General features: G+C 33.2%; 23 protein-coding genes. 15 read left to right on the forward strand and 8 right to left on the reverse strand.

Features of this window, described 5'->3' with window-relative positions; all coding sequences use genetic code 11:
- The first annotated feature begins 138 nt into the window (after window positions 1-138).
- From I2490_RS09560 to I2490_RS09610, 12 genes are all read left to right on the forward strand, one after another.
- Window positions 139-3,651 (forward strand): hypothetical protein, encoded by a 3,513-nt coding sequence (locus I2490_RS09560; RefSeq protein ID WP_206459467.1) that lies wholly within the window; start codon window positions 139-141, stop codon window positions 3,649-3,651.
- A gap of 11 nt (window positions 3,652-3,662) precedes the next feature.
- Window positions 3,663-3,935 carry a hypothetical protein gene (locus tag I2490_RS09565; protein ID WP_206459468.1) on the forward strand — a complete coding sequence of 91 codons (273 nt, stop codon included), beginning with the start codon at window positions 3,663-3,665 and terminating at the stop codon, window positions 3,933-3,935.
- A 1-nt stretch (window position 3,936) separates the two neighbouring features.
- Window positions 3,937-5,157, forward strand: coding sequence for a hypothetical protein (locus I2490_RS09570; protein ID WP_206459469.1), 1,221 nt, complete (start codon window positions 3,937-3,939; stop codon window positions 5,155-5,157).
- A gap of 3 nt (window positions 5,158-5,160) precedes the next feature.
- A complete protein-coding gene (locus I2490_RS09575; protein WP_206459470.1) occupies window positions 5,161-6,060 on the forward strand; it encodes a hypothetical protein in 900 nt (299 codons plus the stop codon).
- Between the two features lie 10 nt (window positions 6,061-6,070).
- Entirely contained in the window at window positions 6,071-7,570 is a 1,500-nt protein-coding gene (locus I2490_RS09580; RefSeq protein ID WP_206459471.1) for a DUF5048 domain-containing protein, read from the forward strand.
- Window positions 7,571-7,585: 15 nt separating this feature from the next.
- Window positions 7,586-8,074 (forward strand): hypothetical protein, encoded by a 489-nt coding sequence (locus I2490_RS09585; protein ID WP_206459472.1) that lies wholly within the window; start codon window positions 7,586-7,588, stop codon window positions 8,072-8,074.
- A 9-nt stretch (window positions 8,075-8,083) separates the two neighbouring features.
- Window positions 8,084-8,503: a hypothetical protein gene (locus tag I2490_RS09590; protein ID WP_206459473.1), complete on the forward strand. Its 420-nt coding sequence runs from the start codon at window positions 8,084-8,086 to the stop codon at window positions 8,501-8,503.
- Between the two features lie 152 nt (window positions 8,504-8,655).
- Window positions 8,656-9,894 (forward strand): hypothetical protein, encoded by a 1,239-nt coding sequence (locus tag I2490_RS09595; protein ID WP_206459474.1) that lies wholly within the window; start codon window positions 8,656-8,658, stop codon window positions 9,892-9,894.
- Window positions 9,895-9,908: 14 nt separating this feature from the next.
- Complete coding sequence (locus I2490_RS09600; RefSeq protein ID WP_206459475.1) at window positions 9,909-10,247, forward strand: hypothetical protein; 339 nt, start codon at window positions 9,909-9,911, stop codon at window positions 10,245-10,247.
- Window position 10,248: 1 nt separating this feature from the next.
- The gene (locus tag I2490_RS16885) at window positions 10,249-10,383 is read left to right on the forward strand and encodes a hypothetical protein (protein ID WP_280634198.1); all 135 of its coding nucleotides are present in this window, start codon (window positions 10,249-10,251) and stop codon (window positions 10,381-10,383) included.
- A 21-nt stretch (window positions 10,384-10,404) separates the two neighbouring features.
- Complete coding sequence (locus tag I2490_RS09605; RefSeq protein ID WP_206459476.1) at window positions 10,405-11,511, forward strand: copper amine oxidase N-terminal domain-containing protein; 1,107 nt, start codon at window positions 10,405-10,407, stop codon at window positions 11,509-11,511.
- A gap of 12 nt (window positions 11,512-11,523) precedes the next feature.
- Window positions 11,524-12,108, forward strand: a complete 585-nt coding sequence (locus tag I2490_RS09610; RefSeq protein ID WP_206459477.1) for a M23 family metallopeptidase — start codon at window positions 11,524-11,526, stop codon at window positions 12,106-12,108.
- Between the two features lie 250 nt (window positions 12,109-12,358).
- Here the strand turns inward: I2490_RS09610 and spoIVA are convergent, their stop codons facing one another.
- From spoIVA to I2490_RS09640, 6 genes are all read right to left on the reverse strand, one after another.
- Window positions 12,359-13,618: a stage IV sporulation protein A gene (spoIVA, locus tag I2490_RS09615; RefSeq protein ID WP_206459478.1), complete on the reverse strand. Its 1,260-nt coding sequence runs from the start codon at window positions 13,616-13,618 to the stop codon at window positions 12,359-12,361.
- Between the two features lie 315 nt (window positions 13,619-13,933).
- The gene (gene miaB, locus I2490_RS09620) at window positions 13,934-15,292 is read right to left on the reverse strand and encodes a tRNA (N6-isopentenyl adenosine(37)-C2)-methylthiotransferase MiaB (protein WP_206459479.1); all 1,359 of its coding nucleotides are present in this window, start codon (window positions 15,290-15,292) and stop codon (window positions 13,934-13,936) included.
- Window positions 15,293-15,317: 25 nt separating this feature from the next.
- Window positions 15,318-16,331 carry an NAD(P)H-dependent glycerol-3-phosphate dehydrogenase gene (locus I2490_RS09625; protein WP_206459480.1) on the reverse strand — a complete coding sequence of 338 codons (1,014 nt, stop codon included), beginning with the start codon at window positions 16,329-16,331 and terminating at the stop codon, window positions 15,318-15,320.
- Between the two features lie 16 nt (window positions 16,332-16,347).
- Window positions 16,348-16,938: a glycerol-3-phosphate 1-O-acyltransferase PlsY gene (gene plsY, locus I2490_RS09630; protein WP_206459481.1), complete on the reverse strand. Its 591-nt coding sequence runs from the start codon at window positions 16,936-16,938 to the stop codon at window positions 16,348-16,350.
- Window positions 16,931-18,259: a ribosome biogenesis GTPase Der gene (der, locus tag I2490_RS09635; RefSeq protein ID WP_206459482.1), complete on the reverse strand. Its 1,329-nt coding sequence runs from the start codon at window positions 18,257-18,259 to the stop codon at window positions 16,931-16,933. The genes plsY and der overlap by 8 nt, the downstream gene beginning before the upstream one ends.
- Window positions 18,260-18,412: 153 nt before the next feature.
- Window positions 18,413-19,000, reverse strand: a complete 588-nt coding sequence (locus tag I2490_RS09640; protein ID WP_206459483.1) for an MBL fold metallo-hydrolase — start codon at window positions 18,998-19,000, stop codon at window positions 18,413-18,415.
- Between the two features lie 156 nt (window positions 19,001-19,156).
- Here I2490_RS09640 and trkA point away from each other — a divergent pair, with 156 nt between their 5' ends.
- From trkA to I2490_RS09655, 3 genes are all read left to right on the forward strand, one after another.
- Window positions 19,157-20,521, forward strand: coding sequence for a Trk system potassium transporter TrkA (gene trkA / locus I2490_RS09645; RefSeq protein ID WP_206459484.1), 1,365 nt, complete (start codon window positions 19,157-19,159; stop codon window positions 20,519-20,521).
- 15 nt (window positions 20,522-20,536) lie between these two features.
- Complete coding sequence (locus tag I2490_RS09650; protein WP_245157131.1) at window positions 20,537-22,000, forward strand: TrkH family potassium uptake protein; 1,464 nt, start codon at window positions 20,537-20,539, stop codon at window positions 21,998-22,000.
- 76 nt (window positions 22,001-22,076) lie between these two features.
- Window positions 22,077-22,499, forward strand: coding sequence for a CBS domain-containing protein (locus tag I2490_RS09655; RefSeq protein WP_206459485.1), 423 nt, complete (start codon window positions 22,077-22,079; stop codon window positions 22,497-22,499).
- A gap of 99 nt (window positions 22,500-22,598) precedes the next feature.
- Here I2490_RS09655 and I2490_RS09660 read toward each other — a convergent pair whose 3' ends face one another.
- Together I2490_RS09660 and I2490_RS09665 are read right to left on the reverse strand one after the other, a co-directional pair.
- Window positions 22,599-23,918 carry an APC family permease gene (locus I2490_RS09660; protein WP_206459486.1) on the reverse strand — a complete coding sequence of 440 codons (1,320 nt, stop codon included), beginning with the start codon at window positions 23,916-23,918 and terminating at the stop codon, window positions 22,599-22,601.
- Between the two features lie 11 nt (window positions 23,919-23,929).
- On the reverse strand, window positions 23,930-25,624 hold the full coding sequence (locus tag I2490_RS09665; RefSeq protein WP_206459487.1) for an FAD-dependent oxidoreductase: 1,695 nt from the start codon (window positions 25,622-25,624) through the stop codon (window positions 23,930-23,932).
- Window positions 25,625-25,631: the final 7 nt, after the last annotated feature.

Raw genomic sequence — 25,631 nt, forward strand, 5'->3', positions numbered from 1 at the left:
ATATTAGTATATATTATAACTAATTTTCTAATATATACATATTATATTCAAAATAGTATCTAGTCAACACTAAGAAGTAACAAGTCGGTAGCAAAATTAATAGATGATGATAGTGGAAATAGTTTATCTGGAAAAAAGATGAGCTATGGATTTGGCGATTTTACTAGAAAATTTGATACAACACCATTTAAAGATGCGGCAAAAAATATTGCAGATTATAATAAAACCGTTGTAAATGGGGCAATGTCACAAGAAAAATTTTTAAAAAAAATTAAAGATGAAGGTTTTAAAAAATATATTAAAAATCTTGGTGATGCAACCGCTTCTGTTGAAGGATATAACAGAAGTTTAAGCAAGATGGCATTTACATCTCAGGCAGCTTTAATTGGACAAACTATAAAAGCAGCAGCTATTAATATGGGTATTATGATTGCCATAATGGGTGCAATTAATTTAGCAATCGCTGGAATTATGAAACTCGTCAATGCCAATAAAGAAGCTATTGAAACCGCAACTCAATTAAAAGAAGCTTATGCAAGCTCTAAGGATAGTGCTAAATCAAATATATCAACATTGAAATCATTAAAAGATGAGTTCTCTACCCTTTCTGAAGGCGTAGACGAAAATGGTAAGAATGTTGGATTAACATCTGAACAATATGAAAGATATCATGATATTGTATCTCAAATTGTTGGCATATCCCCTCAATTAATTAAAGGATATACTGAAGAAGGCAAAGCAATTGTCAACAATAATACTGCTATTCAAGACGCTATCAAATATCAAAAAGAACTAAATGATTTAAAAACAAAAGAATATTTAGCTTCTGGAAAAGATATATTTAAAGGCTATAAGGCTAATTTAAGTAGTGTTGGAGATTTAACAAATGCTAAAAGAAATCTGACAAGAGATATTAGGAATCAATTGCAAGTAGATGAAACAATGGGATACTTACCTCTTGATAATCTTGGAATTGATTTAAACGAGAAACAAGGTATTCTCTCAGATAAATCTTTGCAAAATATTATAGATAAAAAAGAATCAATTATTGAATTGGCAAAAACTCAACTTAATTTAGATGAAAAAGCACAACAGAAATTAAGAGAAACCATTGGATTAATAGAAATTCAGGTTCAAAAAACTGATAGTTACACTAAAGATTTTGCATCATTTTTATCGCTTTATGCTTCTTATAATAATATTGGTTCTAATATTAATTCTGATTACATTGATGAATTTAATTTATCACTTGAGGATATTGCTAAAAATGTTACATCATTTGAAGATGCTCAAGACAAAGTTTATGGATTGGCTAATTCATTTGAAGACGTTCAAGATAAAATTCCAACAAAAGCTTTTGAAGAATTGCAGGAGCAATTTAAGAAAAATGGCGATGTAGAAGCTTACAACAAAGGTATTCAATCAAATGTAACAGAAATTGAGACTTTAGCCCAATCTTATGAAAAGACCAATCCCCTACTTTCTGAATTTTTAAGGCTAATTGCTAAAAGTTATACTGATTTTGCAAATGCTTCTGGTGCTTCGTATGATTATGATGCAGGAATTAAAAATATTAATTCAACAGTAGATGAATATGTCGCTAAAATTAAAGATATATCTGAAGCTCAAAAGAAAATGTCTGACGGTGTCTCATTAAGCTATGATGAAATGTCAGAATTGAGAGACAAATATTCTGAATTAATCCCATATATACATCAAACAACAGATGGTTGGATTATTGAGGGTTCTGCATTAAACAGTCTGTCTTCTACTGCTAAGAAAACAGCGATTGATTATATTGAAGCTGAAAAAAGGAAATCATTAGAAGCTTTAAATCAATCTAAATTCCGTACTAAAATTATTATTGATGAAGCAACAACACAAGCCCAATTTATTAAAGCAATGTTTGGGGGTAAATTCCAAGGGAGTTCTCGTGGCGTTGAAATGAATGAAGAGCAAAAGTCTCTTTATGACCAATATTTAAATTATAGAAAATTAGTTGATTCAAGTAACCAAGCTTTAAAAGATGTCGAACATATAACTACAAAAACTATTTCTGGCGGTTCAAAATCGGGAAAAAGCAAAAGTGAAGATAAATGGCTTGAAGAATTTAATAAGAAATTAGCAGAATTAAAACATAATCGTGAAATGGATTTAATTTCTGTAAAAGAATATTACTCTACCCTTTCTTACCTTAACAATCAATATTTTAAAGGCAGAACTAAATATTTAGAACAATATCGTCAATATGAAGAAGAGGTATATAAGGGCGGTGAAACACTTTATAACGAACAGCTTGAATTAGCTAAAAAATATATTGATAATAAAAATTATTATAATACTTGGGGTTCGGATAGCGAAATAGCATCTTGGAAACGTGTAATTGAGTGGATGGAAAATGATTATTATAAAAAAGGTTTAATCAATCATAAAACATTTGTCGAACAACGTGACCAATTTGAAAAGAATTTATGTGAAGCTATTAAAAAGTATTGGCAAGATACACTAAATGATTTAAATAAAGAAAAGTCAAACTATGATGCAGTATTAGATATGATTGATAAAACGATAGATAATGAAATCAAACATATCAATCAATTAATCGATGCCCAAAATGAAAAGAAAAAAGCATTAGAAGATGAAAAAAAGGCTCTCGAAGATGCAAATAAAGAACGTCAACGTGCGATTGAATTGCAGGAATTGCAATACAATCTTGCAAGAGCTGAAGACCAAAATAACAAACGTGTTTTTAAAACCAACGAAGGTTTTGTTTGGGAAGCAGACCAGAGTGCTATTAAAGACGCTAATAAGGCATTAGATAATTTTTATGCTGAAGAAAAAATTATAGCAATTGATAAAGAAATTAGTGCGATAGATGATATTATTGAAAGCTATAATGAGCAGATTGATAAGTGGGAAGAATATCGCCAAGAATGGAAAAATGTAGTTGATGATTATGAAATTGAATCCAAACGCCTTGAAGCAAGTGAATTATGGACTGCTGATTTTGAAGCTGATATCTTAAAGCAAAGATTAGATAAATTATCAGATTTTCGTGATGATTATTTAAAATTAATGCGTGATATTACAGACGCTCAAACTAATCTTGATAACCAAACTAAAAATCCATCTACTAGCACAAGCAATATTTCTAATTCTGGTAGAGGTTCGTCCTCTGGTGGTTCTAAAAATAGTTCGTCGGGCAGTAAATCGTCTTCTGATAATCAGAAGAAATATTTGACTAACCTTGCAAATGGTAGAAACCCTGATGGAAGTAAAGCTAATTCTGGACAGCAAACTTGGGCTAAAGACCAGTTAAAGAAAAAGAAATATTCTGAAGGTGGAACTGTAGATTTTACTGCTTTCGCACAATTGGACGGTTCACCAAGCAAAAATGAAGTTATTTTTAATTCTACTGATGCTAAGAAATTGTATGATTTAGTCCATCAATCTAAAAATTTAGTAAATGAAATATTCGGTGGTATTATTAACAAAACTAAGCCTATTACTCCTAATAATTCTTCTACAGTAACTAAAATTACTATTGGTGATATTAACGTGTATGGGGTTAAGGATACCAGCGGATTATCTAAAGCTATTGTTAATGAATTGCCACAACAGATTTTACAAGATTTATATAAACGCAGATAAGGGGGATTAATGTGAATTATGATAAACAAGCCATAAAAGTAATATCCAATATAATCATTGAAGTAATTAAAGAATATGAATCCTCTTATAAATATGATAAAACTGTCAGAGGCATCATAAAACAAATAAACTCAGATTCGACTTGTGATGTGGAGATTCAGGGTAGAGTATATACTTCTCTACCCTCTTTATTTGATACAAACTATACGGTCAACCAACCCGTATGGGTTACTATACCATGCAATAATTGGCGTGATATGTTTATATTAGGAAGGAGGGGATAATTTGGGACAGCCTATTATACAAACAATAATACCTTTTGATGCCACAAAGCCATATAGTATAAAGTTTATATATGTTGGTAATCAAGTTGTAAAACATACGATTACAATTAAAGATAATATAACAAATGCAACTGTTTACAATAGCACCAATATTACATTTCAATTAGAACATACAATACCTGAGAATACTCTTGTAAATGGTAAATTTTATAATGTATCTGTAATTGTTTATGACAATGTTGATGTCGCAAGTACACCAAGTGTTGCTGCTGTATTTAATTGTTTGTCTACTCCTATATTTGGATTTTCTAATATATCACCCAATCAGATAATTAAAAATTCATCTATAGAAGTTCAATTATTATACTCTCAATTAGAAAACGAGCAATTGAATTCTTGGCAAGTTATCTTATATGATTACGCTCAGAATATTCTATATAAAACAGATATTTCATACGATATATCTACATTAAAAACAACAATAGAGGGGCTTTTAAATAATAGTCAATATTTTTTTCAGGCAATCGGCGAAACGGTTAATAAGATATCCATATCTACGAATTTAATACCAGTATCTGTATCTTATCAAGAACCAAGCATTAGTGGACTATTATCTTTAAAAAACATTAGAGAACAGGGTCGTGTAGAAATAGGTATGAATGTTAGACCAATTACTGGTAAGGCGAGTATGGACTACCCTATTTTTATAGATAATTCCAAAATAGATTTAACACCATTTAAATTAAGTTGGCTTTTAACTGATGATGGAATTCCGAGAGATTATGTTCATTATGTATGGGATGATAATGCTATATATAATGATACAAAAAAGTGGACTGAAACAAACAGAAAATATTATGATGAAAATGGTAATTTTTTAGGAAGTTTATCCCCTTCTATTACATATAATGAAGGTTTTAAAATTGATGATAATGCAGTAATTTGTTTTAAAGGTAGCAATTTTCAATATTTTACAGAAGTTGCAGAAGCAGATACAGAAAAATATCATTTATCTATTAAGTATCTTAAAGGTATTTTTGAAGGAAGTGATATTGAAAAGGCTTATTTTCAACTTGATATAGCTAATAGTGTTGTTTCTTATACAACTATTACAAACTATATCGATATTCCTAATACTACTGATATTCTTTTATTATATTTAAAAATAGATAATAACATTTGTGATTTTAAAGTAAAAAATATAACTACAGGAGGTGCTTAATCTATGTTTATATTAGGACAAACTTTTGCTTCTGGTGTTAATACAATGGATTCAACACCTTTAAATTTAAGCAATGTATCAAACCTAGTTATTAAAAATGGTATTTTTGATGATGTATATATTACCAAAGATACATCCTTCAATATAGACGACCCTATTCCTACCGAATGGGATTTCAATACAATATTACACGCAACTTTTGATAATACATTAGTTGCAGGGAATACGGATTATTCTGTTTCGCAAGTTGAAAAAATAAGAATAAAAAGACGTAAAAAAGGTGAATTCAAATGGATTACTTTATTTGAAAAAGAAATAAAAAAAGTAGAAGATTTTAATACATTTTTTTATGATGACTATGCCCGTTCTGGTGTTGAATATGAATATGGGTATGTTCCAGTCATTAATGGTATTGAAGGAGATATTATTTTCTATAGTATTCTAAGTGAATTTGATGAAGTTTTTATTATTGAAAAAGATAAAAAGTTTAAAACGGAATTAAACATGTCATTTTCTTGTATAAAAGTAAATACTTCGTCTACGTTTAAATTGATGAATAAAAAATATCCTGTTGTTTTATCTAAAGGAGATGGAGGATTTTATAAAGGTACAATGTCAGCAACCTTCGTTGAAAAAGATGAGAGCAAATGTATATATAAATTTGATAGTGAGTGGGAATATCGAAGTGGATTTGTTGAATTTGCATTGAATGGAGAGCCAAAAATATTAAAGCATTATGACGGAAGAATGTGGATGATAATGATTGTAGATGATATTAGTGAAAATGAATCAAATCATTGGCAAGGTATTATTACTACATTCAATTGGAATGAAATTGGCGATTGTGAAAATGCAAAAGAATTATATGCAAATAATTTTATTGATATTTATATAAATAATTAGGTGGTGTGATATGAGTTATCAAATTAAGCAAGAGGATGTTCTTATGTTACATCAAGCTATAATGAAAATAAAAATAAAAGCAGAAATATTAGATATGAATTTTAAAACTATTGATAAATTAGATGGAGAATTGATAGATGATAGTTTTTCAATAACGGCAGAATCAGATATAAGACGTACTGCAAATTTAACCATACTGGCTAAAGATGATTTGTATATATTGGGCAGCAAAACTAAAATATGGATAAATAAATATATTAAATTATCTGTTGGATTTTATAATATACGGCAAAAAGAGTATGTTTATTATCCAGCAGGAATCTATATAATTGCCACCTCTTCATATAAATATAATAATTCCGCTTGTGTTCTGACTCTTTCTATTGTAGATATGATGGGTTTAGCAACTGGTTTAATTGGCAGTCAATTAAAAGGCTTAGAAAATGAAATATTGGTCGGAACTAATATTCGAGATGCTGAAATTTCTATTATAACTAAAGAACTTGGATTAAATAAATTTAGAATTGATGATATTGGCAAAACAGTACCATATGATTTAAAATTCCCCACTGGAACAAATCCATACACAGTATTAAAAGAACTTATAGATTTATATTCAGGTTGGGAAATGTTTTTTGACGAAGATACGTTTGTAATACAAAAAATTCCTACTTTAGAATCTGATGAAGTTATAATAGACGCAGAAACTATGAAACAATTAGTCATTGATGAAAATAATTCAGAAGAATTAAATATTGATTTAACTAAAATAAAAAACATTTCAGATATTTGGGGGCAGTCGTTAGATACGGATTATTATACAGAAATTTGTACATCTTCTGAAACTACATATAATTTATCAATTGACGGAGTAACAGAATTAAAAAAATATGACAGATATGGATTTAAACCAGATACTACAAATGGTTTAAATCAGCAAATTAAAATCAATTCACTTGCCTCATATCCCATTATTGACGATAAAGGAAATTCGATAAAAGATGGTATTATACAAAGCGGAAAGCCTGTTGTCGTAGAATATCGTGATAAGAGTTTTTTATTTTTAGGTAGAACACAAATACATGGTATTACAAAATTATATTGCAATCCATTGACACCAGAGCAAATAATGCAAGATAAAATTAATGAAAATTGTGAGAATATACATTATATATTTAACAGTTTATCACCTTTTGGAGTTGACTTAATTGGAGAAAAAAGACAAGTTTTATCTGATGATGAGTATGCTAATATTTATTCTGAAGAATTGGCAATAATGCGTTCAGATTACGAGAATTGGAAATCGACTCGATTAAATAGCGATATTACAATTACAATTAAAACAATTCCTTGGTTAGATGTGAATAAAAAAATCGAATGGTATTCCCCTTCTTTAAAAACTACAGAGCAATATATAATTAAGAATATAAGTGGTTCTTTTTCTAGTGGGATACAAACAATACAAATGGTTAGATTTTACCCAGATTATCCATTCGTTGTAAAAAATTAAAGGAGGAATTAGATTATGGCATATATACCTATAGAAAATCAAGAATCAGCTTCTAGTGTTAGAGGAAAAATAAATTCTCTACCCGTAGCAGAAAATATTATATTATCATCTGAGGTTCAAACGTTATATGAAACTGACAACATGAATGAAATTTTAAAAACGTTAAAGATAACTACTGATTTAAAATCAAGAGTGATTACAGGGTCTTATACTGGAGATGGTGCAACCACTAGATTGATAAATCTTTCAGTCACACCAAAGGCTGTGCTTGTAGTAAGCAATGAAGGTAAAATGTTTTATCCTTCTGGTAGTGAGTTTCATATAGTAGGTGGACTAGCGACTACTAATTCACCATGTATGTTCGGAGTGAATTACCCAACTGCAATCAAAATAGTTACCAATGGATTTGAAGTGTACAATGATTATAAAATGGATGGCTCTTATAGTTATAGAGCCGATACTAATATTAATAATATTATATTTAATTATATTGCAGTTTTTTAGGAGGTTAATATGATTATATTTGGAAATAAAGGTTATCAAACTCGTTCTGATAAACCAAACGAAGACTGGACAGACGAAGCCTTATATGTTGTAGAAGATGGTACAGAATTGGCAAATAAAATAATGAGGTTATATCCATATTATGATTTTGTTTTAGAAAATGAAGAGTTGGTTGATATAATTGAGATTGAAAGCCCCCATCCAATTATTACATCACAAGAACAACGTGAACAAGCCTATGAGACAATGATTTCAAAAGAAGATAATACTCCATTGATTTTATGGGAGAATGAAAATCTCACTGTAGACCAAGCAAATAAAAAGTGGCTTGATTATTCAGCAGAAGGAAATACTGAAATCGCCAACAAACTTCAAGGATTGATTCAAATTGCAAAAGAATACATAAGAGAATTATATCCTGATAATTAATATCAAATACACGTTTGATGCGAATTTATGTCATTCAAAACGTTGAAATCTCAACGTCAACTTTATTATATTAAAGTGCTATTTTTATATAAATCTATAATTTCAGTTATGATTTTATAGATTTTTTATTTTTTTGAAAAGGAAGTGAAAAATTGAGTGAAAAATATCCTGATTTACCAGAAGCAACATTTCCTGAGAGTGTGGCGGTAATTAAGCAAAAGCGTGAACCAAAGACGGAAGAGCTACCAGCTATACAGCAGTATTATAGTTATATAAATAGTGGAAACTTAGTTGGTGCATATACTGTATTAGAAAATAATCCTAGTTTAAAAGATGTAGTATTTGATGCAAAATCTTATAATAAACAATCACAGGAAATTATAGCTCTTCAAAGATATTTCGATGAAATCGCTAAAATTATAAATCTTGTTAATAATTTAAACCAAACAATCACAGGAAGTGCATTGGATGCAGTACAAGGTAAAATATTAAATGATAAAATAGGCGATTTAACCACCCTGCAAACAACAGACAAATCAAGTGTAGTTGGTGCGACTAACGAAGTGCACAGTAAATTATGGAATCCGAACCTGTTAGATAATGCTGATTTTAGAATTGAGGAAGTAATTGTGAATCAAAAAGGCATAGCAAGTGGGTGGATTGCTCCAACATCTATGTATTTTATAGACAGGTGGAGAAGTTATATAAATATAGCTAACAATACTACCTATACATTTGAACCTAACGGATTGGGGGTACAAGTATCGGAAGGTTATGGCGGATTTATTGAAATGCTTGAATTTCCACCAACAGAAGGAATGTATACTTTTTCTGCGATAATTGATGGTGCTGTGCATTCCGTAACTTTTGATGCAAGCACATGGAGTGCGCAAATTGGAACAAATATAGGACTTACAGTGCTTACTTATTATGATAAGAAAGCAGCTAGAATTCTTTTTTACGATACCATAAAACATATTATACAGCGAGTTAAACTTGAAAAAGGCACAGTCTCAACAATACTCAACGACCCGCCACAAGATTATGGCGAAGAATTACGTAAGTGTCAGAGATATTTTTTAAGAGTAAATACTAGAAGTCTTGCTTGTGGTAACATAAGTTCAAGTATGGATAAAAGGGTATCTGTTCCAGTTATAACACCGGTATCCATGAGAGCAAACCCTACTATAATACCTTATGGAAGTTGGCGACTTTTCAATGGCGTAAATAGTGCTGCAAATCCTGTTGCGTCCTTCCCTTCGAGTGGTATAGCGTATTCCACTCATATAGAGTTTGCTGTAATTGCAACAGACACAATAGCATCTTCACAAGTATGGCATTTAGTCCAATCAGAAGCTAATAATTATATTGATTTTGATGCAAATTTATAAAGTGAGGTGTAGATATGGAACAATTTTATAATAAACATTACATTGTTATTGATGATAAAAACCGTATCATAGATGGTTTTTCCGATGCTTTTAAAGTTCCTAGCGATACAGATATTTGCATCAATGAGCAAGGTGGATATCAGTTTCGGTTATTTGTTGATGGTAAAGCGAATCCATCATTATATGATGAATATGGTGTACCTAAATACAAATATATAGACGGGGCGGTAATTGAACGTACAGCGGAAGAAATGGAAGCAGATAGACCAGTAATCACGCCACAGCCAACTGATATAGAACGTATAATGGAGCTAGAAAATGTTATTGCAGAATTAATAAAAGGTGGTGCTTGATTTGAATATTAGAGCAATATTTATGGCAAAACGAATTTTAGAAAGTAAAGAGATTTATGAAGATGTGGTTACTGCAAGACCGGATTTAAAAGCTGAAATTGACCAGTATATTACAGAACATAAAATTTACACTTAATTTAAAGAAAGAAGTGTTTATATGAACGATAATGAAAGACAAATAAAAAGACAAAATGACTTTTGTAATATCACAGAATGGCAAGAACATGGAATCACTGGATTAGGGGTTAATGTTTGGAATTGTGAAAGCAGTGGCTCTTCTCATGGTCAATCAACAAGAAAAAGAATTTTAGACGTATCTCCCAATGCCAATATTATCAATGTATCTCGTGGCGAACGTGGGAATGTAAATAGTGATAATTATGAAACATTAGTTACATATCAAAAAAAACAACATACAGTTGAAGAATTTATTAACAAATACAAAATCAAGACAATTACAAGTTCTAATCATGGCGATGTGTTAACTGATACCCAAGAAAGTCATTTATTGAATGATTTAAAGAAGAAATATAATCTTACGATGTTTAATATTTCTGGAAATTATTCAGACCAAATTGCTAACGGTTCTATTCCTTCAGATGTGGCTATTTATATATCTGCTTGCCAATTTAATCGTAATGGAAATATAGAATTTGTAAATAGATTTAGTCAAGGAGAAGCAATAGACTTCTCTTTTTTCATGGGATATCAATATGGAACATCTTTTAGTTGTCCTATGGCTTGCGGAATGGCAAATTTATTAATTGAAAGATACGGAGACTTATCACAAGAAGAAATTTATAAATATTTTAAGATGTGTGCATTAGATATTGAAGATATTGGCAGAGATATTAAGACTGGCTGGGGAATTCCTGTTCTTCCAAAATGGGGTAAAAAGTATATTACCATGAATATTGGTGAAAAACATTATTTTGTAAATGGCGAAAAGAAATTAATAGATGTTGAACCAGAACAGGTAAAATATAGAACTTTTGTCCCATTGAGGTTTATTTCGGAAGAATTGGGATTTGATGTTAAATGGAATGAACAGGCTAAAACCGCTATTATTTCTAAAGGTGAAAAAACAATCATATTTACAATAGATAATAACGTTTTGATTATGAATGGCAAAAAAGAATATATGGATGTATCTCCATATCAAAGAAATTATAGAAGTTTTACTCCTATTAGATATTGTGAATATTTAGGTATAAAAATTGATTGGATTGAAACAGAAAAGAAAATTATGATATTAGAACAATAAGGAAGTGATGAAATGAAAAGCGTAAATGGTTTCTTATTATTAAGAGAGATTCCACATTATGTTTCAAGTCCATTTGGTTATCGTATCCATCCTGTTACTGAGGAAAAAAGTTTTCACAATGGCGTAGATTATGCTACATATGGCAAAAAACCGCCTATTTACTGCCCTTTTAATAACGGTAAGGTATTAAGAGTTGGTAGTGATAGATTTGGTGCTTTATTCGTCTATATTGCTTTTAAAGATTTAGGTTATGTTGGACTTGCTTATCATTGTAGTAAGATTATTTGCAAGGTTGGTCAACGATTAAATAAGGGTGATATAATCGGGGCGGTAGGTTCAACTGGAAGAAGCACTGGGGAACATTTGCATTGGAGTTGGATTAAGTTAAATAATAAATGGAATCAGTATTACAATGCTGATTATGTTGACTTTGAGAAGTTTGAATATAAGGAAGAAGTGAAGGAATTGACTCGACAAGAAGCAAAACAAATTATTAAAGACGTTTGTGGGTTTGCAGATGATACGATGGATTATCTTGATAGTTATATTTGGAGAGATAGTTTACTCGTTAGATTAGCGAAAGCTATTAAGAGATAGTATATTGACTTAAATACTTACAGTGATATAATTAAAATAACCTTTCTGTTAATGATTGGTTAAATAATGGTTGTGCAATGGCGGTCTATTTATTTAGGCTGCTATTGCATTTTATGGGGAGTTTTCGGACTCCCCTATTTTTTTTCGCTTTATAAATTATTAACAAAATGTATCTCTATAAAATACGTGTGTTCATGCCAATTATTTCTAGTAGTTAATCCTCTTAATAATTTATACTCTTTTGTATCTATTAAGATACTCTGTTGATTTTCCAACGTTTGTTTAACGTCTGTTTGATTGCTATTATATGAAGGCTAGGTGCTTTTGCTTTTAAGCGTACACCAAACTTATTCCCTTGTTTAAAGATTTCAGGCTCCTCCAAAACCATTTCCGAAAGTTTAGGTTGCACAATACCGTATCCGGAATTTTCGACCTGACCCATGGCCTCTTCCAGCTTATCGTATGCTTTTTTGGCTTGCGAGAACTTTTTAATCAAGGAGAAGAATTCGTAATCATTCTCAATTTCACATTCCATAATCTCGCCGATTACCTGATAATAGAGCCCTTTAACAACTGCCATCTCTACTTCAATTTCACCGTTACCAAGCTCCATACCTTTGATTGTAACATCCTCAATAACATTTCCATCTGCTAAAGAGGCAATGCTCTCTCTAATATCCTTTAAATTATCAAAGCCCTTACTCCACTCTTTCAAATTATTTATAATGGTAGCTTTGATCCAATGATCATTTCCAAGCCCTTCAATAAATCCAGGGAGATGGAAACGAATTTCAGTTGCAGGAAATTCGTACAAAGTCTCGTTTAAAATGTGCCCCATAACCTTCGTGCTCATCTTCGCACAATTCGCTGCAATTACCGGAACGTTATATTTTTCTTCTAAATTTTTTTGAAGATCTAATACCGATTCGTCTGTTGGATTTAAAGTATTTAGAACCATTGCAAACGGTTTGTGTAACTCTTTCAATTCTGCTACCACACGTTCCTCTGCCGGTATATAACTTTCCCGATCAATTTCACCAATGGATCCATCCGTTGTTACTACAATTCCAATGGTAGAATGATCACGAATTACTTTTCGTGTCCCTATTTCAGCTGCTTCCTTGAAAGGAATTTGATTTGACTGCCATGGTGTACTGACCATTCTCGGACTACCATCCTCCATATGTCCCAAAGCATTGTTCACTAAATATCCAACACAATCTACCATACGTACACGTAAATTCACTTTACCCGGTAATTCCAACGCAACTGCCTCTGCTGGAACAAATTTGGGTTCTGTTGTCATAATGGTCTTTCCACCACCACTTTGCGGCAATTCATCTTGAATGCGCTCCTTTACATAACGGTTTGTTACATTCGGCATCACCATTAAATCCATAAACCTTTTAATAAAAGTGGATTTCCCAGTTCGTACCGGCCCGACTACGCCGATATAAATATCGCCCTGTGAACGTTCCGCAATGTTTTCATATATATTCAGGTTCTCCAAGCTCTACCCCTCCTCCATATTATTTCCACTGATGTCTGTACAATATATTAGACGAATGTCCTCTTTATTCACAAAAAATAAAAAAAGTACAAATGACGAAATCAAGATTTCTATTTGCACATGTTGGCTGTTTGCTCATTTCATTCGCTGAGCACCCTCCTTTATGGGCAAAGAGGCTTCCCGCCCCTCTGCACTTCCCTTTTTATCTAATAGGAAAATCTAACGATATTTCCTATTAGATAAAAAAAGCCAATGTAAACTTATAATACATTGGCTTTTCTTAATATTTTCTATTTTTCTAAATCGTTTTACTAATTATACGACTTCGCCGGTCAGGCTAAAGGTTTTTCCCTCTGTTATTTTGACATTTACAATGGTGCCGATTTGTTCTTCGTTCCCTTTAAAATTTACTACCTTCAACGAATCAGTTCGACCGGTATAAGTCGTTTTATCTGTTTTGCTGGTTCCTTCAACAAGTACCTTTTGCACCGTTCCCTCATATGTTTTATTAATTTTTGCTGTTATATCATTTAAAAGTTCTACCAAACGGTTAAACCGTTCATGCTTTATTTCTTCCGGAATTTGATCTTCATATTCGGCAGCGGGAGTTCCTTTTCTTATGGAATACAAAAACGTAAAAGCAGAATCATACTGAACGGTTTGTACCAAATCTAAGGTTTCTAAAAAATCTTCTTCCGTTTCACCTGGAAATCCTACAATAATATCAGTAGTAATTGCAATATCCGGAACTGATTTACGTAATTTTTCAATTAAAAGCAGATAATGTTCCTTCGTATATTTTCGGTTCATTTTCTTTAATAAATTCGTGCTTCCCGATTGTACTGGAAGATGAATATGATTGCAAAGTTTATCACAATCCTTATATGCCTGAATCAATCCATCTGATAAATCTTTTGGATGGGATGTCATAAATCGAATTCGTTCCAATCCTTCCACTTCATTTAAAGCATAAATAAGACCTGCGAAATCCATTCCATTTTCTTCTTCGGCACAATAATCACTTCCATGCGAACTTACGCCGTAAGAATTTACATTTTGTCCCAAAAGAGTTACTTCTTTTACACCGGAAGCAACTAATTGCTTTACCTCAGAAATAACCTCCTCCGGTCTTCTGCTTCGTTCTCTTCCTCTCGTATAAGGTACAATACAATAGGTACAAAAATTATTACACCCATACATAATATTGACAAAAGCCTTAAAAGGATATAGTCTTTTGGCCGGCAATCCTTCCACGACTTCGCCAGCTTCTTCCCAAACATCTACAATCTTTCTTCGCTCTGAAAGAACACCTTCAATAAGCTGTGGGAAGGTATGAATATTATGTGTTCCAAAGACCAAATCGACCCATGGGTACTTACTTTTTAAGGTATCAATAATATGTTGCTGCTGCATCATGCAACCACATACTCCTACAATAAAAGACGATCTTTCTTCTTTTATTTTTTTTAACTGTCCTAAGATTCCAAAAAAACGTTGATCTGCATTTTCTCGCACACTGCAGGTATTTAAAAGAACGATATCTGCATCTTTTTTATTATTTGTCGGTACATATCCCCGTTCGATAAGCATACCGGCGATGGTTTCAGAATCACGTTCATTCATTTGGCAACCAAAGGTTTGTATAAAAAATCTATTTGGTTGATTATTTTCCATTCACTCTTCTCCAAATTCATTGATTTTATCGAATCATTAAATCTTCTGTTTCATGTTTCTTACTTCGACTCATTAATGCAGTTACTGCTTCTCTTGCATCGATTTTTTCATTTACAACTTGATAAATAGCTTCGGTAATTGGCATTTCTACTTTATTTTTTTGAGCAAGCTCATAAGCGGCTTCCGTTGTGAACATCCCCTCTACAACCATACCGACTTTTTTTGTCGCTTCCGAAGGCTTCATTCCTTCTCCAATCATGATTCCACAGCGACGGTTTCTGCTATGCATACTTGTACAGGTTACAATCAAGTCTCCCATGCCGGTTAATCCAGAAAACGTTTTTTCCTCCGCCCCCAACTTCACTCCTAAGCGAGCCATCTCTGTCATACCTCTGGTCATCATTGCAGCCTTTGCATTATCACCAAATCCCATACCATCCGATATACCAGCACCCAAAGCAATAATATTTTTTAATGCGCCCCCAAGCTCAACACCAACCACATCAGTGTTGGTATAAACACGAAACGTATCTGACATAAATACATCCTGAATGTATTCTGCTAATTTAATATCCTTTGAAGCAGAAACTACAGTCGTAGGCATAGCTCTTCCCACTTCTTCTGCATGAGAAGGACCGGAAAGCACAACATAATTTGCATCCGGTAACTTTTCCATTGCAATTTGAGACATACGAAGTAAAGTTTTTTGCTCTATTCCCTTTGCAACATTGACAAGAACCATATCCTTTTTTAAATACGGCATTGCATTCTCCAATGCATTTCGAAAATGCTGTGCCGGCGCAGAAAATAATACAATATCTGCACCCTGAATGGCTTCCTCTGCCTCCATAGAAATGTTTAACAATTCATTGAAAGAAACTTCCGGTAAATATCTTTTATTTTCACGATTCTCCTTCAATTCCTGTGCATGCTCTGCATTAATATCCCACATATTTACTGCATGACCATTTGTACTTAAAGTCACTGCCAAAGCGGTTCCCCAGCTTCCGGCACCCAATACCGCAATTTTTTTATTCATTTTCTGCCTCCAAAATTTATTTCTTAAAATTAATTTTCGTCTCTTCTCCATGCAAAAGTCGTTTTATATTTTGCCGATGCTTAAAAATAGCAATCGCTCCCATTACTGATGACCAAAGCAAATACTCTGGGTGAATGAAATATGCTAAAAGCGGCAATGCTACAGCAGCTAAAATCGATCCTACGGCAACCCGCTTTGAAAAAACAATTCCCAGAAGAGCTATCACGGCAATCTCTAAGCCAAGAATCGGCTCAATGGCTACAATGGCTCCAAACCCTGTTGCGATGCCCTTTCCTCCACGAAACCCAAACAGGAGGGGCCAAATATGACCGATAAATACTGCTATCCCGCAAAAAACAGCTAAGGATTGACCTCCTATGTAACGGCCCAAAAGAACCGCAACAACACCTTTTAAAATATCGATAGCAAGTGTCGCTATAGCAGCTTTTTTACCAAGTACTCGAAGAACATTGGTGCTGCCTGCATTACCGCTTCCCTGTGACCGAATATCAATTCCAAATGATTTTGCAATTAAAATAGCAGGTGAAATATTACCTATAAAATACGCAATCACCACTGGAATTATCAAATAAAGTGGATTACTCATTAATGGTCTCACCTTTCTCTCTAAATACAAATTTTATTGAAGTGCCTTCAAATCCAAATCCTTCTCGTATTTTGTTCTCTAAATAGCGAGCATAAGAAAAATGCATCAATTCTCTATCATTTATTTTGAACGAGAAAAGAGGTGGTTTTACAGCAACCTGTGTCACATAATAAATCTTTAAACGTCTTCCTTTATCGGAAGGCGGCGCTTGCATCATGGTAGCGTCGACAATCAAACTATTAAGCTGACCTGTTGGAACACGCATTGCTCGTTTGTCTGCAACCATCTTCGCTATATTAATTAATTTTTCTAATCTTTGGTTTTTTAAAACAGAAACAAATAAAATCGGTGCATATGGCATAAAAGAAAGTTCATTACGGATTTCTTTTTCAAAATCTCGCATCGTATTGGTTTCTTTTTCAATTAAATCCCACTTATTTACAACAACAACAATACCTTTTCCGGCTTCATGCGCAACACCCGCAATTTTTTTGTCTTGCTCCGTCACACCTTCTTGTGCATCCAACATCAAAAAACAAACATCGCAACGCTCAATCGCTGTAATAGCTCGAATGACACTATAACGTTCAATATCCTGTGTTACTTTACTTTTTCTTCGAATCCCAGCAGTATCGATAAGTAAAAAAGAATCTTCTCCATGTGTAAATGGAGTATCGATAGAATCACGTGTGGTACCCGCAATATTGCTGACAATAACCCGATTTTCTCCTAAAAATGCATTTATCAAAGAAGATTTTCCGACATTTGGTTTTCCAATAATTGCAATGTTCGTCCTATCATCCTCTTCGTCATCATCATTATCCGTTGGAAATTTTTCCACAATCATTTGTAAGAGGTCACCCAGTCCCAGCATATTTGCTGCAGAAATTGCAATCGGATCACCCAATCCCAATTCATAAAAATCATAAAAATCATCTGGAAGCTTAGATGTATCAATTTTATTTGCAACTAAAATAACATCCTTGCCTTTCCTTCGTAGCATGGATGCCACTTCTCGATCTGCTGACGTTACACCAGCTCTACCGTCAACCAAAAACAAAATAACCTGTGCAGTCTCCATAGCAATCTCTGCTTGATTACGCATCTGGGATAAAATAATATCATCAGAATCTGGCTCAATTCCACCAGTATCAATTAAAATAAACGGAGTTCCGTTCCATTCTGCTTCCGCATAAATACGATCTCGAGTTACTCCCGGTGTATCCTCTACAATGGATACCCGCCGTCCTACTATTTTATTAAAAAATGTCGATTTACCTACGTTAGGTCTACCTACGACAGCAACAATTGGTTTGTTCATAATTCTTTCACTCCATCTTTCTCTTGTTTTTCCTATATTAAAACAAATAAAAAAATAATCCCTTGCTTATTTATCTTGCCCAATCAGAATGATTATAGCAGAAAATGCCTATTATAGCAATAAAATCGTTCCCTGGCAAGTAAGCACAACTCTTTATAACAAATCTAAGTATTCCCTATTATGGGCACGTACATACTTCATCGTCGCACTGTCTCCATGACCTGGATAAATAGTAATATCGTTACTCCAGTTTGAAATGATATTTCTTATCGAATGACGCATTTCTGTCTCTGATCCATCCTCTAAATCCGTACGGCCGAGGTCAATATTAAAAATCGTATCACCCGTAAAAACACATTTACTTTTTTCCGAAAAAAAGCATACACTGCCATGCGTATGCCCCGGAGTGTGTACCACATGTAATTCTTCAGTTCCTAAAAAAAAGACTTCCCCATCTTCTAGCATTACGTCCACAGTTTTCTTATAATGCTCCACATCCTGCCAGTGAAGGTAAACGTTGCAATCCCATTCTTTTTTCAAACGTTCTACTGCTCCGACATGATCATAATGATGATGCGTTAATAAAATTCCTTTCACTGTCAATCCAAAAGAGGCACATGCCTTTAAAAAACGTTCCGGAAGGTAACCCGGATCTATAATAAAAGCTTCACCGCCTTCTTTATCGTAAAGCACATAGCCATTGCTCTCTAAATTTCCTCCGATAAATCGTTTGATTTTCATCTTAGCCTCCATACTATTAATGTAGAATTTATTTGTAAATTTGATTTTACCTTATTTCGTTGAAAAATACAATTTTTTATTGATTTCATCAAAAATAATGGTAAAATATTAAGATGTATATACAATAATCGTTTTTATATTTCAAGGAGAAAACAAATGAAAGTGGCAATTATTGGTGCCGGTAAATTAGGCATCACAATTACAGAAGCGCTATTAAGTGGTGACAATGAGGTTACCTTAGTTGATAAAAACAGTGATTTGCTGCAAAAAATAAATGGTCAGCTTGATTTATTAACCGTAAATGCAAATGCGAAACAAATTTCATTTATGAAAGAAATAAAAATATGGACTTACGATTACCTAGTTGCAGTTACTGATAATGATGAAAAAAATATGGTCATTTGTTCTTTTGCAAAGCATTTGGGTTGTCCAAAGGTCATTGCTCGTATTCGTGATCCGGAGCATGTAAAACAAATCCAAATCATTAAGGAAGCATTAAACATTGACTTTATAGTAAACCCAGATATGTCTATTTCAAATGAAATATATAAATATCTTGTTGAAAAATATACGCTTAATAATGGCTGCTATTCCAGCGGAAAAATTGCAGTGATTGAATTTTCAACCGATAAACTCCCGGTACTGGTTGACAAACCAATTCATAATGTTACAAAAATACTGGGAGATATGCAGGTGACTGCAATATCAAGAAATGGAAAAGTAATTATACCAAGAGGAGATACTATCATATTAAACGGGGATCGCCTTTATGTTTTAGGACTCGACGAGCACATTCAAAAGCTAAATGATATTGTACACGATAAAAATCAATATACTGATTTGCAACGTGTTATGATTGCAGGTGGAGGAAAATCTGGATTTTATCTCGCACAAAAACTATCTGCTTTTGGTGTGGCGGTTAAAATTATTGAAATTGACAAATTACGTTGCCAATATCTCTCTGAACATCTGGATAATGTCATGGTACTTCATGGGGATGCAACCGATCCTAATTTATTAGAGGAAGAGAACATAAATGAAATGGATGCCTTTATAACGCTTACCGGATTTGATGAAGAAAATCTTCTGCTCGCTTTGATGGCAAAACAGCATAACATTGAGGATGTTGTTGCTAAAGTAAGTCGAAAAAGCTATGCAGATTTGATTGAAAATATGGGAATCAGCATGGCACTTAATCCTCTAGATATGTCCGCTACAAATATTTTACGTTACATTCAGGGGTCTACACACATTATTTTTTCGCAACTAATTCAAGGACAAGCAGAATTTATTGAATTGGTTGCCGATCAAAAAATGCGCCTTTTAAATCAACCGCTTAAAAATTTGGAGTTGCCGGAAGGTGTCATTATTGCTGCCGTCCATCGTGGTGATGAAGCAATTATTCCAAATGGGGACACTGTAATTAAGAATGGAGATCGCATAATTATTCTATCCTTGCTATCCAACATTCCTCGTCTGGAAAAATTATTCCGTTCCAAGCGTTCACGCTTCTTCAAATAAGAAAGGTACTTTGCTATGGTTCTGAATTACAAACTAATATTAAAAGTAGATGCTGCCATTGGTGTTCTTTTAGCAGCAGCAATGATTCCATCGTTAATTGTATCATTGCTATATAATGAAATCGATGTGGCCATTTCATTTGCGCACTGTATTGTACCTATGTTATTCCTAGGTGCCTTTGTCGTATACAAAACAAAACCGACTTCATCCACACTGCGTATGCGTGATGGATTTTTAATTGTAGCATCTTGTTGGATTTTAGCATCCATATTTGGCGCATTTCCATTTTTATTATCCAATTCCATACCGTCGTTTATTGATGCTTTTTTTGAAACAGCTTCAGGATTTTCTACTACAGGTGCATCCATCCTTACTGATATTGAAGCTCTTCCAAAAGGAATTTTATTTTGGCGTTCTTTTACACATTGGCTAGGTGGTATGGGTATTCTTGTTTTTGCAATCGCATTATTGCCTGCATTAGGAATTGGAGGTCAACGTATTATACGTGCAGAAACCCCTGGACCTACTTTAGATAAGTTATCTCCTAAAATCTCAGACTCTGCACGAATTTTATATTCTATGTATCTTGGTATGACTGTTTTAGAGGTAATCCTCCTTTGTATTGGTGGAGTTAACTTATATGATGCACTCATACATACCTTCGGTACTGTAGGTACCGGCGGTTTATCCAGTTATAATAACAGCATCGCACATTTTGATAGTATATACGTAGATATTGTCATTACTATATTCATGATTTTAGCTGGCGTAAATTTTAATCTTTACTATCTTCTTTTGCAAAGAAAAATCAAAGATTTTTTCTCAGATTATGAGCTGCGAGGTTATTTTATTATTATTGCCATTGCAACAGTCTTAATTGCATGGAACCTTTGGAGCACAAAAACTTATGATACTATAGGAGAATCTTTACGTTATTCCGTTTTTCAAGCAGCTTCCATTACCACTACCACAGGATACTCAACAACGAATTTTGATTTGTGGCCAACTTTTAGCAAAATGGTTCTTTTCTTACTCATGTTTGTCGGTGGCTGTTCATCTTCCACAGGAGGCGGTGTTAAGGTAATCCGAGTTTTAATTTTATTAAAACTGATTCGAAGAGGCATGTATCGAAAACTGCACCCTCGCGCTGTTGTACCTGTTAAGATTCAAGGAAAATCAATTCCTTCCGCTACCGTTTCAGGTATCACTAGTTTTGCTGTTTTATATGTATGTTTGCTTTTGTTTGGAAGTCTTATCATTTCTTTGGAAAATTTCGATATGTTAACAAGTATCAGCTCTGTTGCTGCATGTCTTGGAAACATCGGACCCGGTTTTGAACTGGTTGGGCCCTCTGCAAATTATAGTGCATTCTCTGATTTTTCAAAGATGTTTTTATCATTTTATATGTTAATCGGCCGATTAGAGCTATTTACCATTATGTTGTTATTTGCTAAACTCTTTTGGAATCCGGATCGTTAAAAATAGTTCGTTTATGACTATTCCTATAAATAAAATCACCTTTTTTTTGGCATACTAATCAAAAAGGAGGTTTTTTATGAAAGTTAAAGAATTAATGACAACATCCGTTACTTGGGTTCGTCCAGACACTTCCTTGTCGGAAATTGCTAAGTATATGAAGCAAGAAAACATTGGCTCTCTTCCAGTTTGCACAGATCGTGGTGAACCTGTTGGCATCATTACTGACCGTGACATGGTTCTTCGTGCTATGACAGAACCGGGACAAGAAAAAACAGCCCAAGATATTATGACCAAAAATTTAGTTTATGCAAACCCAGAGATGAATACACATGAAGCATCAATGCTATTAGCAAAACATCAAGTTCGACGCTTACCGGTAGTAGAAAACAGCAAATTAGTTGGAATGCTTGCTATGGCTGATATTGCAAGAAAACCGATCTATGTTGATGAAGCCGGAGACGCTTTGAATGCTATTTCAAAGCCTAGCACAATCAATTAAAACGTTTCTATCATTTACGAAACAAAATATCTAAAAAATGAAAAGGTGAAATATCTAATCTATAAGGTATTTTGCCTTTTTCTATATTAAAATCTTTTATTAACCAATTCTTTTTGCGTATTTATTGTAATAAAAACAACCCATTAATGTCCATAAAATCATTAGTACAAAAGATGGTTTGCTTAATTTCGCAGGGGAACTAGGCATGATTAATAATACTATAAATAAAAGACTAATAAACGTCCCTATCATTGAAAAATATCGATACATCCCTTTGGAATGTCTCGCGACTATATAACATACATAACAATAAGCGATCGCTGCGAATAAAGAAGATATCTCTACAATATATAGAATAACCTTTCTGCCAAACCAAGGAGCAATAAAGCTTATTATAGCTACAAATTTAACTCCATTTTCAAAAACTCCATTCTTATTTTTCTTATTATATTTTGAAGGAATCAATCGATAACCGGATAAAGAACCAATTAATTTACTACTACCTAATAAAAAACCATTGATACCACCGGATACAGCTCCTAATAATGATAAAATCAATAATAAAAATCCAAAGTAACCAATGTTCTCCAATACAGCACTTCCAAGTGCCCATTCTTCCGAAATTGCTTGCTGTGGTGTATAAACTAGGCCTGTAATTAAGTTAAGAAGATTATAGAAAACAACCCCTAAAACAATGGATAATATTGCAATTGAAGTAGCCTTTGAAGGCTTAAAATTAAGTTCCGTAGATACCTGTGGTATTACATCAAATCCTATAAATAAAAAAGGAATAATTGCAAAAACTTTTGCAACTTCCATAATATTAAATTTATAGCTATTGATATAAGTATTCATTATTAAACTAGTATCTGTCTTCCTATACAAAATAACAAAAATAATAATCACATTAATTACCATTAAAAAAATCATACTATTTTGTATACGAGAACTTGGTCTTAGTCCTTTGATATTAATATACGAAAATATAACAATTATTAAAGCAGCAAAAAAAATATTGGACAAATATACCGGTTCTCCTGCTATATGGTATAGATATATCACATCCATTTTTGTTCCGAATAACTTCCGAAGTACTAATACAAATGCCGTTGCATTAAGCGGTACCATACTAATATAACATAAAGTCAAAGACCACCCTACTATAAAACCATGTACTCTACCCATATTTTTATAAGTATATGAAAATTCTCCGCCATCCTCATGATGATTCTCGAGCATCACATGGTAACCTTCCTGTATAAAAACAATAGCAAGACCACCAAGTATAAAACCGATGGCCGTGCTAATAATACCGCTTTCAGGAAGAAACTTTGAACCTGGGAGGGTAAATGCCCCCCATCCAATAATAGACCCTAATGTTAAGGATAATATGTCTATTCGATTAAGCTTTTTTTTCATTTAATAAACCTTTAACTAAAATTATACTCGGTAACGATCTTTTCCCGTCCACTTATTTGATCCAGAAAATATTCGTAACAACAAACACCCAAGAAAGAACCAGATATATTAATTACATTATGATAACCAATATTTTGCAGAGCCATTGCTGCATTATAACTTCTTTGGCTAGAGCGGCAATGCAGATAAACCGGCTTATCCTTTGGAATCTCATCTACTCTATTTCGAAGTTCGCTTAATGGAATATTAATTGCATTGTTTAGATGACCTAGCTCAAATTCATCTCTTTCTCTGACATCTACGATAAATGCATTATTCTCCACTAATTCTCTAACTTTTGTAACCGGAATCTGTTTAAATCTTCCATACAAAAGATTTAAGCTTACCAGAGCTGCATGGTTAACAACATCCCTAGCAGTTCCAAACAATGGAGCATAACATAATTCAATTTCCTTAAGATCTTCCAATGTTCCACCCATTTGAATAATTGCAGCAATTACATCTACCCTCTTATCTACATTTCCTTTTCCAATTGCTTGTGCACCAAGTACTCGACCGGTAGGATATTCATAAATCAACTTAAAATGCAAAGGGTTACTTTCTGGCATCAAACCAACTTTATCACTTGGTATGATATATACGAAATCGTAAGAAATTCCAGCTTCTTTCGCATATTTTTCATTAATACCGGTACATGCTGCATTTAAATCAAAAATTTGAATGACAGCTGATCCAATAACCCCTTTATTATTATGAGGTATTTTATAAATATGATCGGACGCCGCTCTTGCTTGCCTCTGTGCCGGTCCTGCTAATGCCAATCTCGATGGCTGTTGTTTTAACTGATGATACACTTCAATCGCATCTCCAACGGCATAAATATTGGGATCACTTGTTAAATAATTGTGGTCGACCTTAATGCCGCCAGTGCTCCCAATTTCAAGCCCTGCTTCTTGCGCTAAACTTGTCTCCGGTTTTACACCAATTGCCATTACAACCGCTTGTGCCGATACAGTTTTACCTGATTGCAATACAATAGAATCCTTGTTAATATTTTTTACACCATCACTCAATATGAGATTAATACCCTTGTCCATCATCTCTTTATGAAGAATCTGTACCATATCATAATCAAAAGGATTCATAATTTGGTTAAGTGCTTCAACTAAGCTTACATTTTTACCTGCTAAGCATAAATTCTCGGCAACTTCAACTCCAACGTATCCTCCACCAATCACAGCGATATCCGCTATCTGATGTTTATCAATGTATGATTTTAATTTTTCTATATCCACAACATTTCTTACTGTAAATACATTGGAACCGTTTATTCCTTCTATACTTGAAGGAAGAATTGGACTTGCACCAGGTGATAAAACAAGATAATCATAGCTTTCTTCATATGCTTGTCCGGACGCATCTCTGACAAGAATATTTTTCTCTTCTTTATTTATCTTAATTACTTCACTGTTTACTCTAGCCTCAATATTGTATTGTTTTTTGAATTTTTCCGGATTCATTAAAATCAAATCATCACTATTTTCTACAATACCACTTAAATGATATGGCAAAGAACAATTTGAAAAAGATACATGAGGACCTCTCTCAAACATAATAATCTCAGCACTCTCATCAATTCTTCTTGCCCTTGCTGCAGCGGATGCCCCTCCAGCAACTCCGCCAACAATTAAAATTCGTTTACTCATAAATACT

Origin of the sequence: Anaerovorax sp. IOR16, from assembly GCF_017168145.1 — a bacterium.
GTDB lineage: Bacteria > Bacillota > Clostridia > Peptostreptococcales > Anaerovoracaceae > IOR16.

What these genes read in the sequence shown, in the direction of transcription:
- I2490_RS09605 (WP_206459476.1), top strand. Translation starts at nt 10,405, where the DNA reads ATGAACGATAATGAAAGACAAATAAAAAGACAAAATGACTTTTGTAAT.
- miaB (WP_206459479.1), bottom strand. Translation starts at nt 15,292, where the DNA reads ATGGAAAATAATCAACCAAATAGATTTTTTATACAAACCTTTGGTTGC.
- I2490_RS09580 (WP_206459471.1), top strand. Translation starts at nt 6,071, where the DNA reads ATGAGTTATCAAATTAAGCAAGAGGATGTTCTTATGTTACATCAAGCT.
- I2490_RS09650 (WP_245157131.1), top strand. Translation starts at nt 20,537, where the DNA reads ATGGTTCTGAATTACAAACTAATATTAAAAGTAGATGCTGCCATTGGT.
- I2490_RS09640 (WP_206459483.1), bottom strand. Translation starts at nt 19,000, where the DNA reads ATGAAAATCAAACGATTTATCGGAGGAAATTTAGAGAGCAATGGCTAT.
- I2490_RS09665 (WP_206459487.1), bottom strand. Translation starts at nt 25,624, where the DNA reads ATGAGTAAACGAATTTTAATTGTTGGCGGAGTTGCTGGAGGGGCATCC.
- I2490_RS09560 (WP_206459467.1), top strand. Translation starts at nt 139, where the DNA reads ATGAGCTATGGATTTGGCGATTTTACTAGAAAATTTGATACAACACCA.
- I2490_RS09610 (WP_206459477.1), top strand. Translation starts at nt 11,524, where the DNA reads ATGAAAAGCGTAAATGGTTTCTTATTATTAAGAGAGATTCCACATTAT.
- I2490_RS09585 (WP_206459472.1), top strand. Translation starts at nt 7,586, where the DNA reads ATGGCATATATACCTATAGAAAATCAAGAATCAGCTTCTAGTGTTAGA.
- I2490_RS09625 (WP_206459480.1), bottom strand. Translation starts at nt 16,331, where the DNA reads ATGAATAAAAAAATTGCGGTATTGGGTGCCGGAAGCTGGGGAACCGCT.
- I2490_RS09590 (WP_206459473.1), top strand. Translation starts at nt 8,084, where the DNA reads ATGATTATATTTGGAAATAAAGGTTATCAAACTCGTTCTGATAAACCA.
- I2490_RS09600 (WP_206459475.1), top strand. Translation starts at nt 9,909, where the DNA reads ATGGAACAATTTTATAATAAACATTACATTGTTATTGATGATAAAAAC.
- plsY (WP_206459481.1), bottom strand. Translation starts at nt 16,938, where the DNA reads ATGAGTAATCCACTTTATTTGATAATTCCAGTGGTGATTGCGTATTTT.
- der (WP_206459482.1), bottom strand. Translation starts at nt 18,259, where the DNA reads ATGAACAAACCAATTGTTGCTGTCGTAGGTAGACCTAACGTAGGTAAA.
- I2490_RS09660 (WP_206459486.1), bottom strand. Translation starts at nt 23,918, where the DNA reads ATGAAAAAAAAGCTTAATCGAATAGACATATTATCCTTAACATTAGGG.
- I2490_RS09575 (WP_206459470.1), top strand. Translation starts at nt 5,161, where the DNA reads ATGTTTATATTAGGACAAACTTTTGCTTCTGGTGTTAATACAATGGAT.
- I2490_RS09655 (WP_206459485.1), top strand. Translation starts at nt 22,077, where the DNA reads ATGAAAGTTAAAGAATTAATGACAACATCCGTTACTTGGGTTCGTCCA.
- trkA (WP_206459484.1), top strand. Translation starts at nt 19,157, where the DNA reads ATGAAAGTGGCAATTATTGGTGCCGGTAAATTAGGCATCACAATTACA.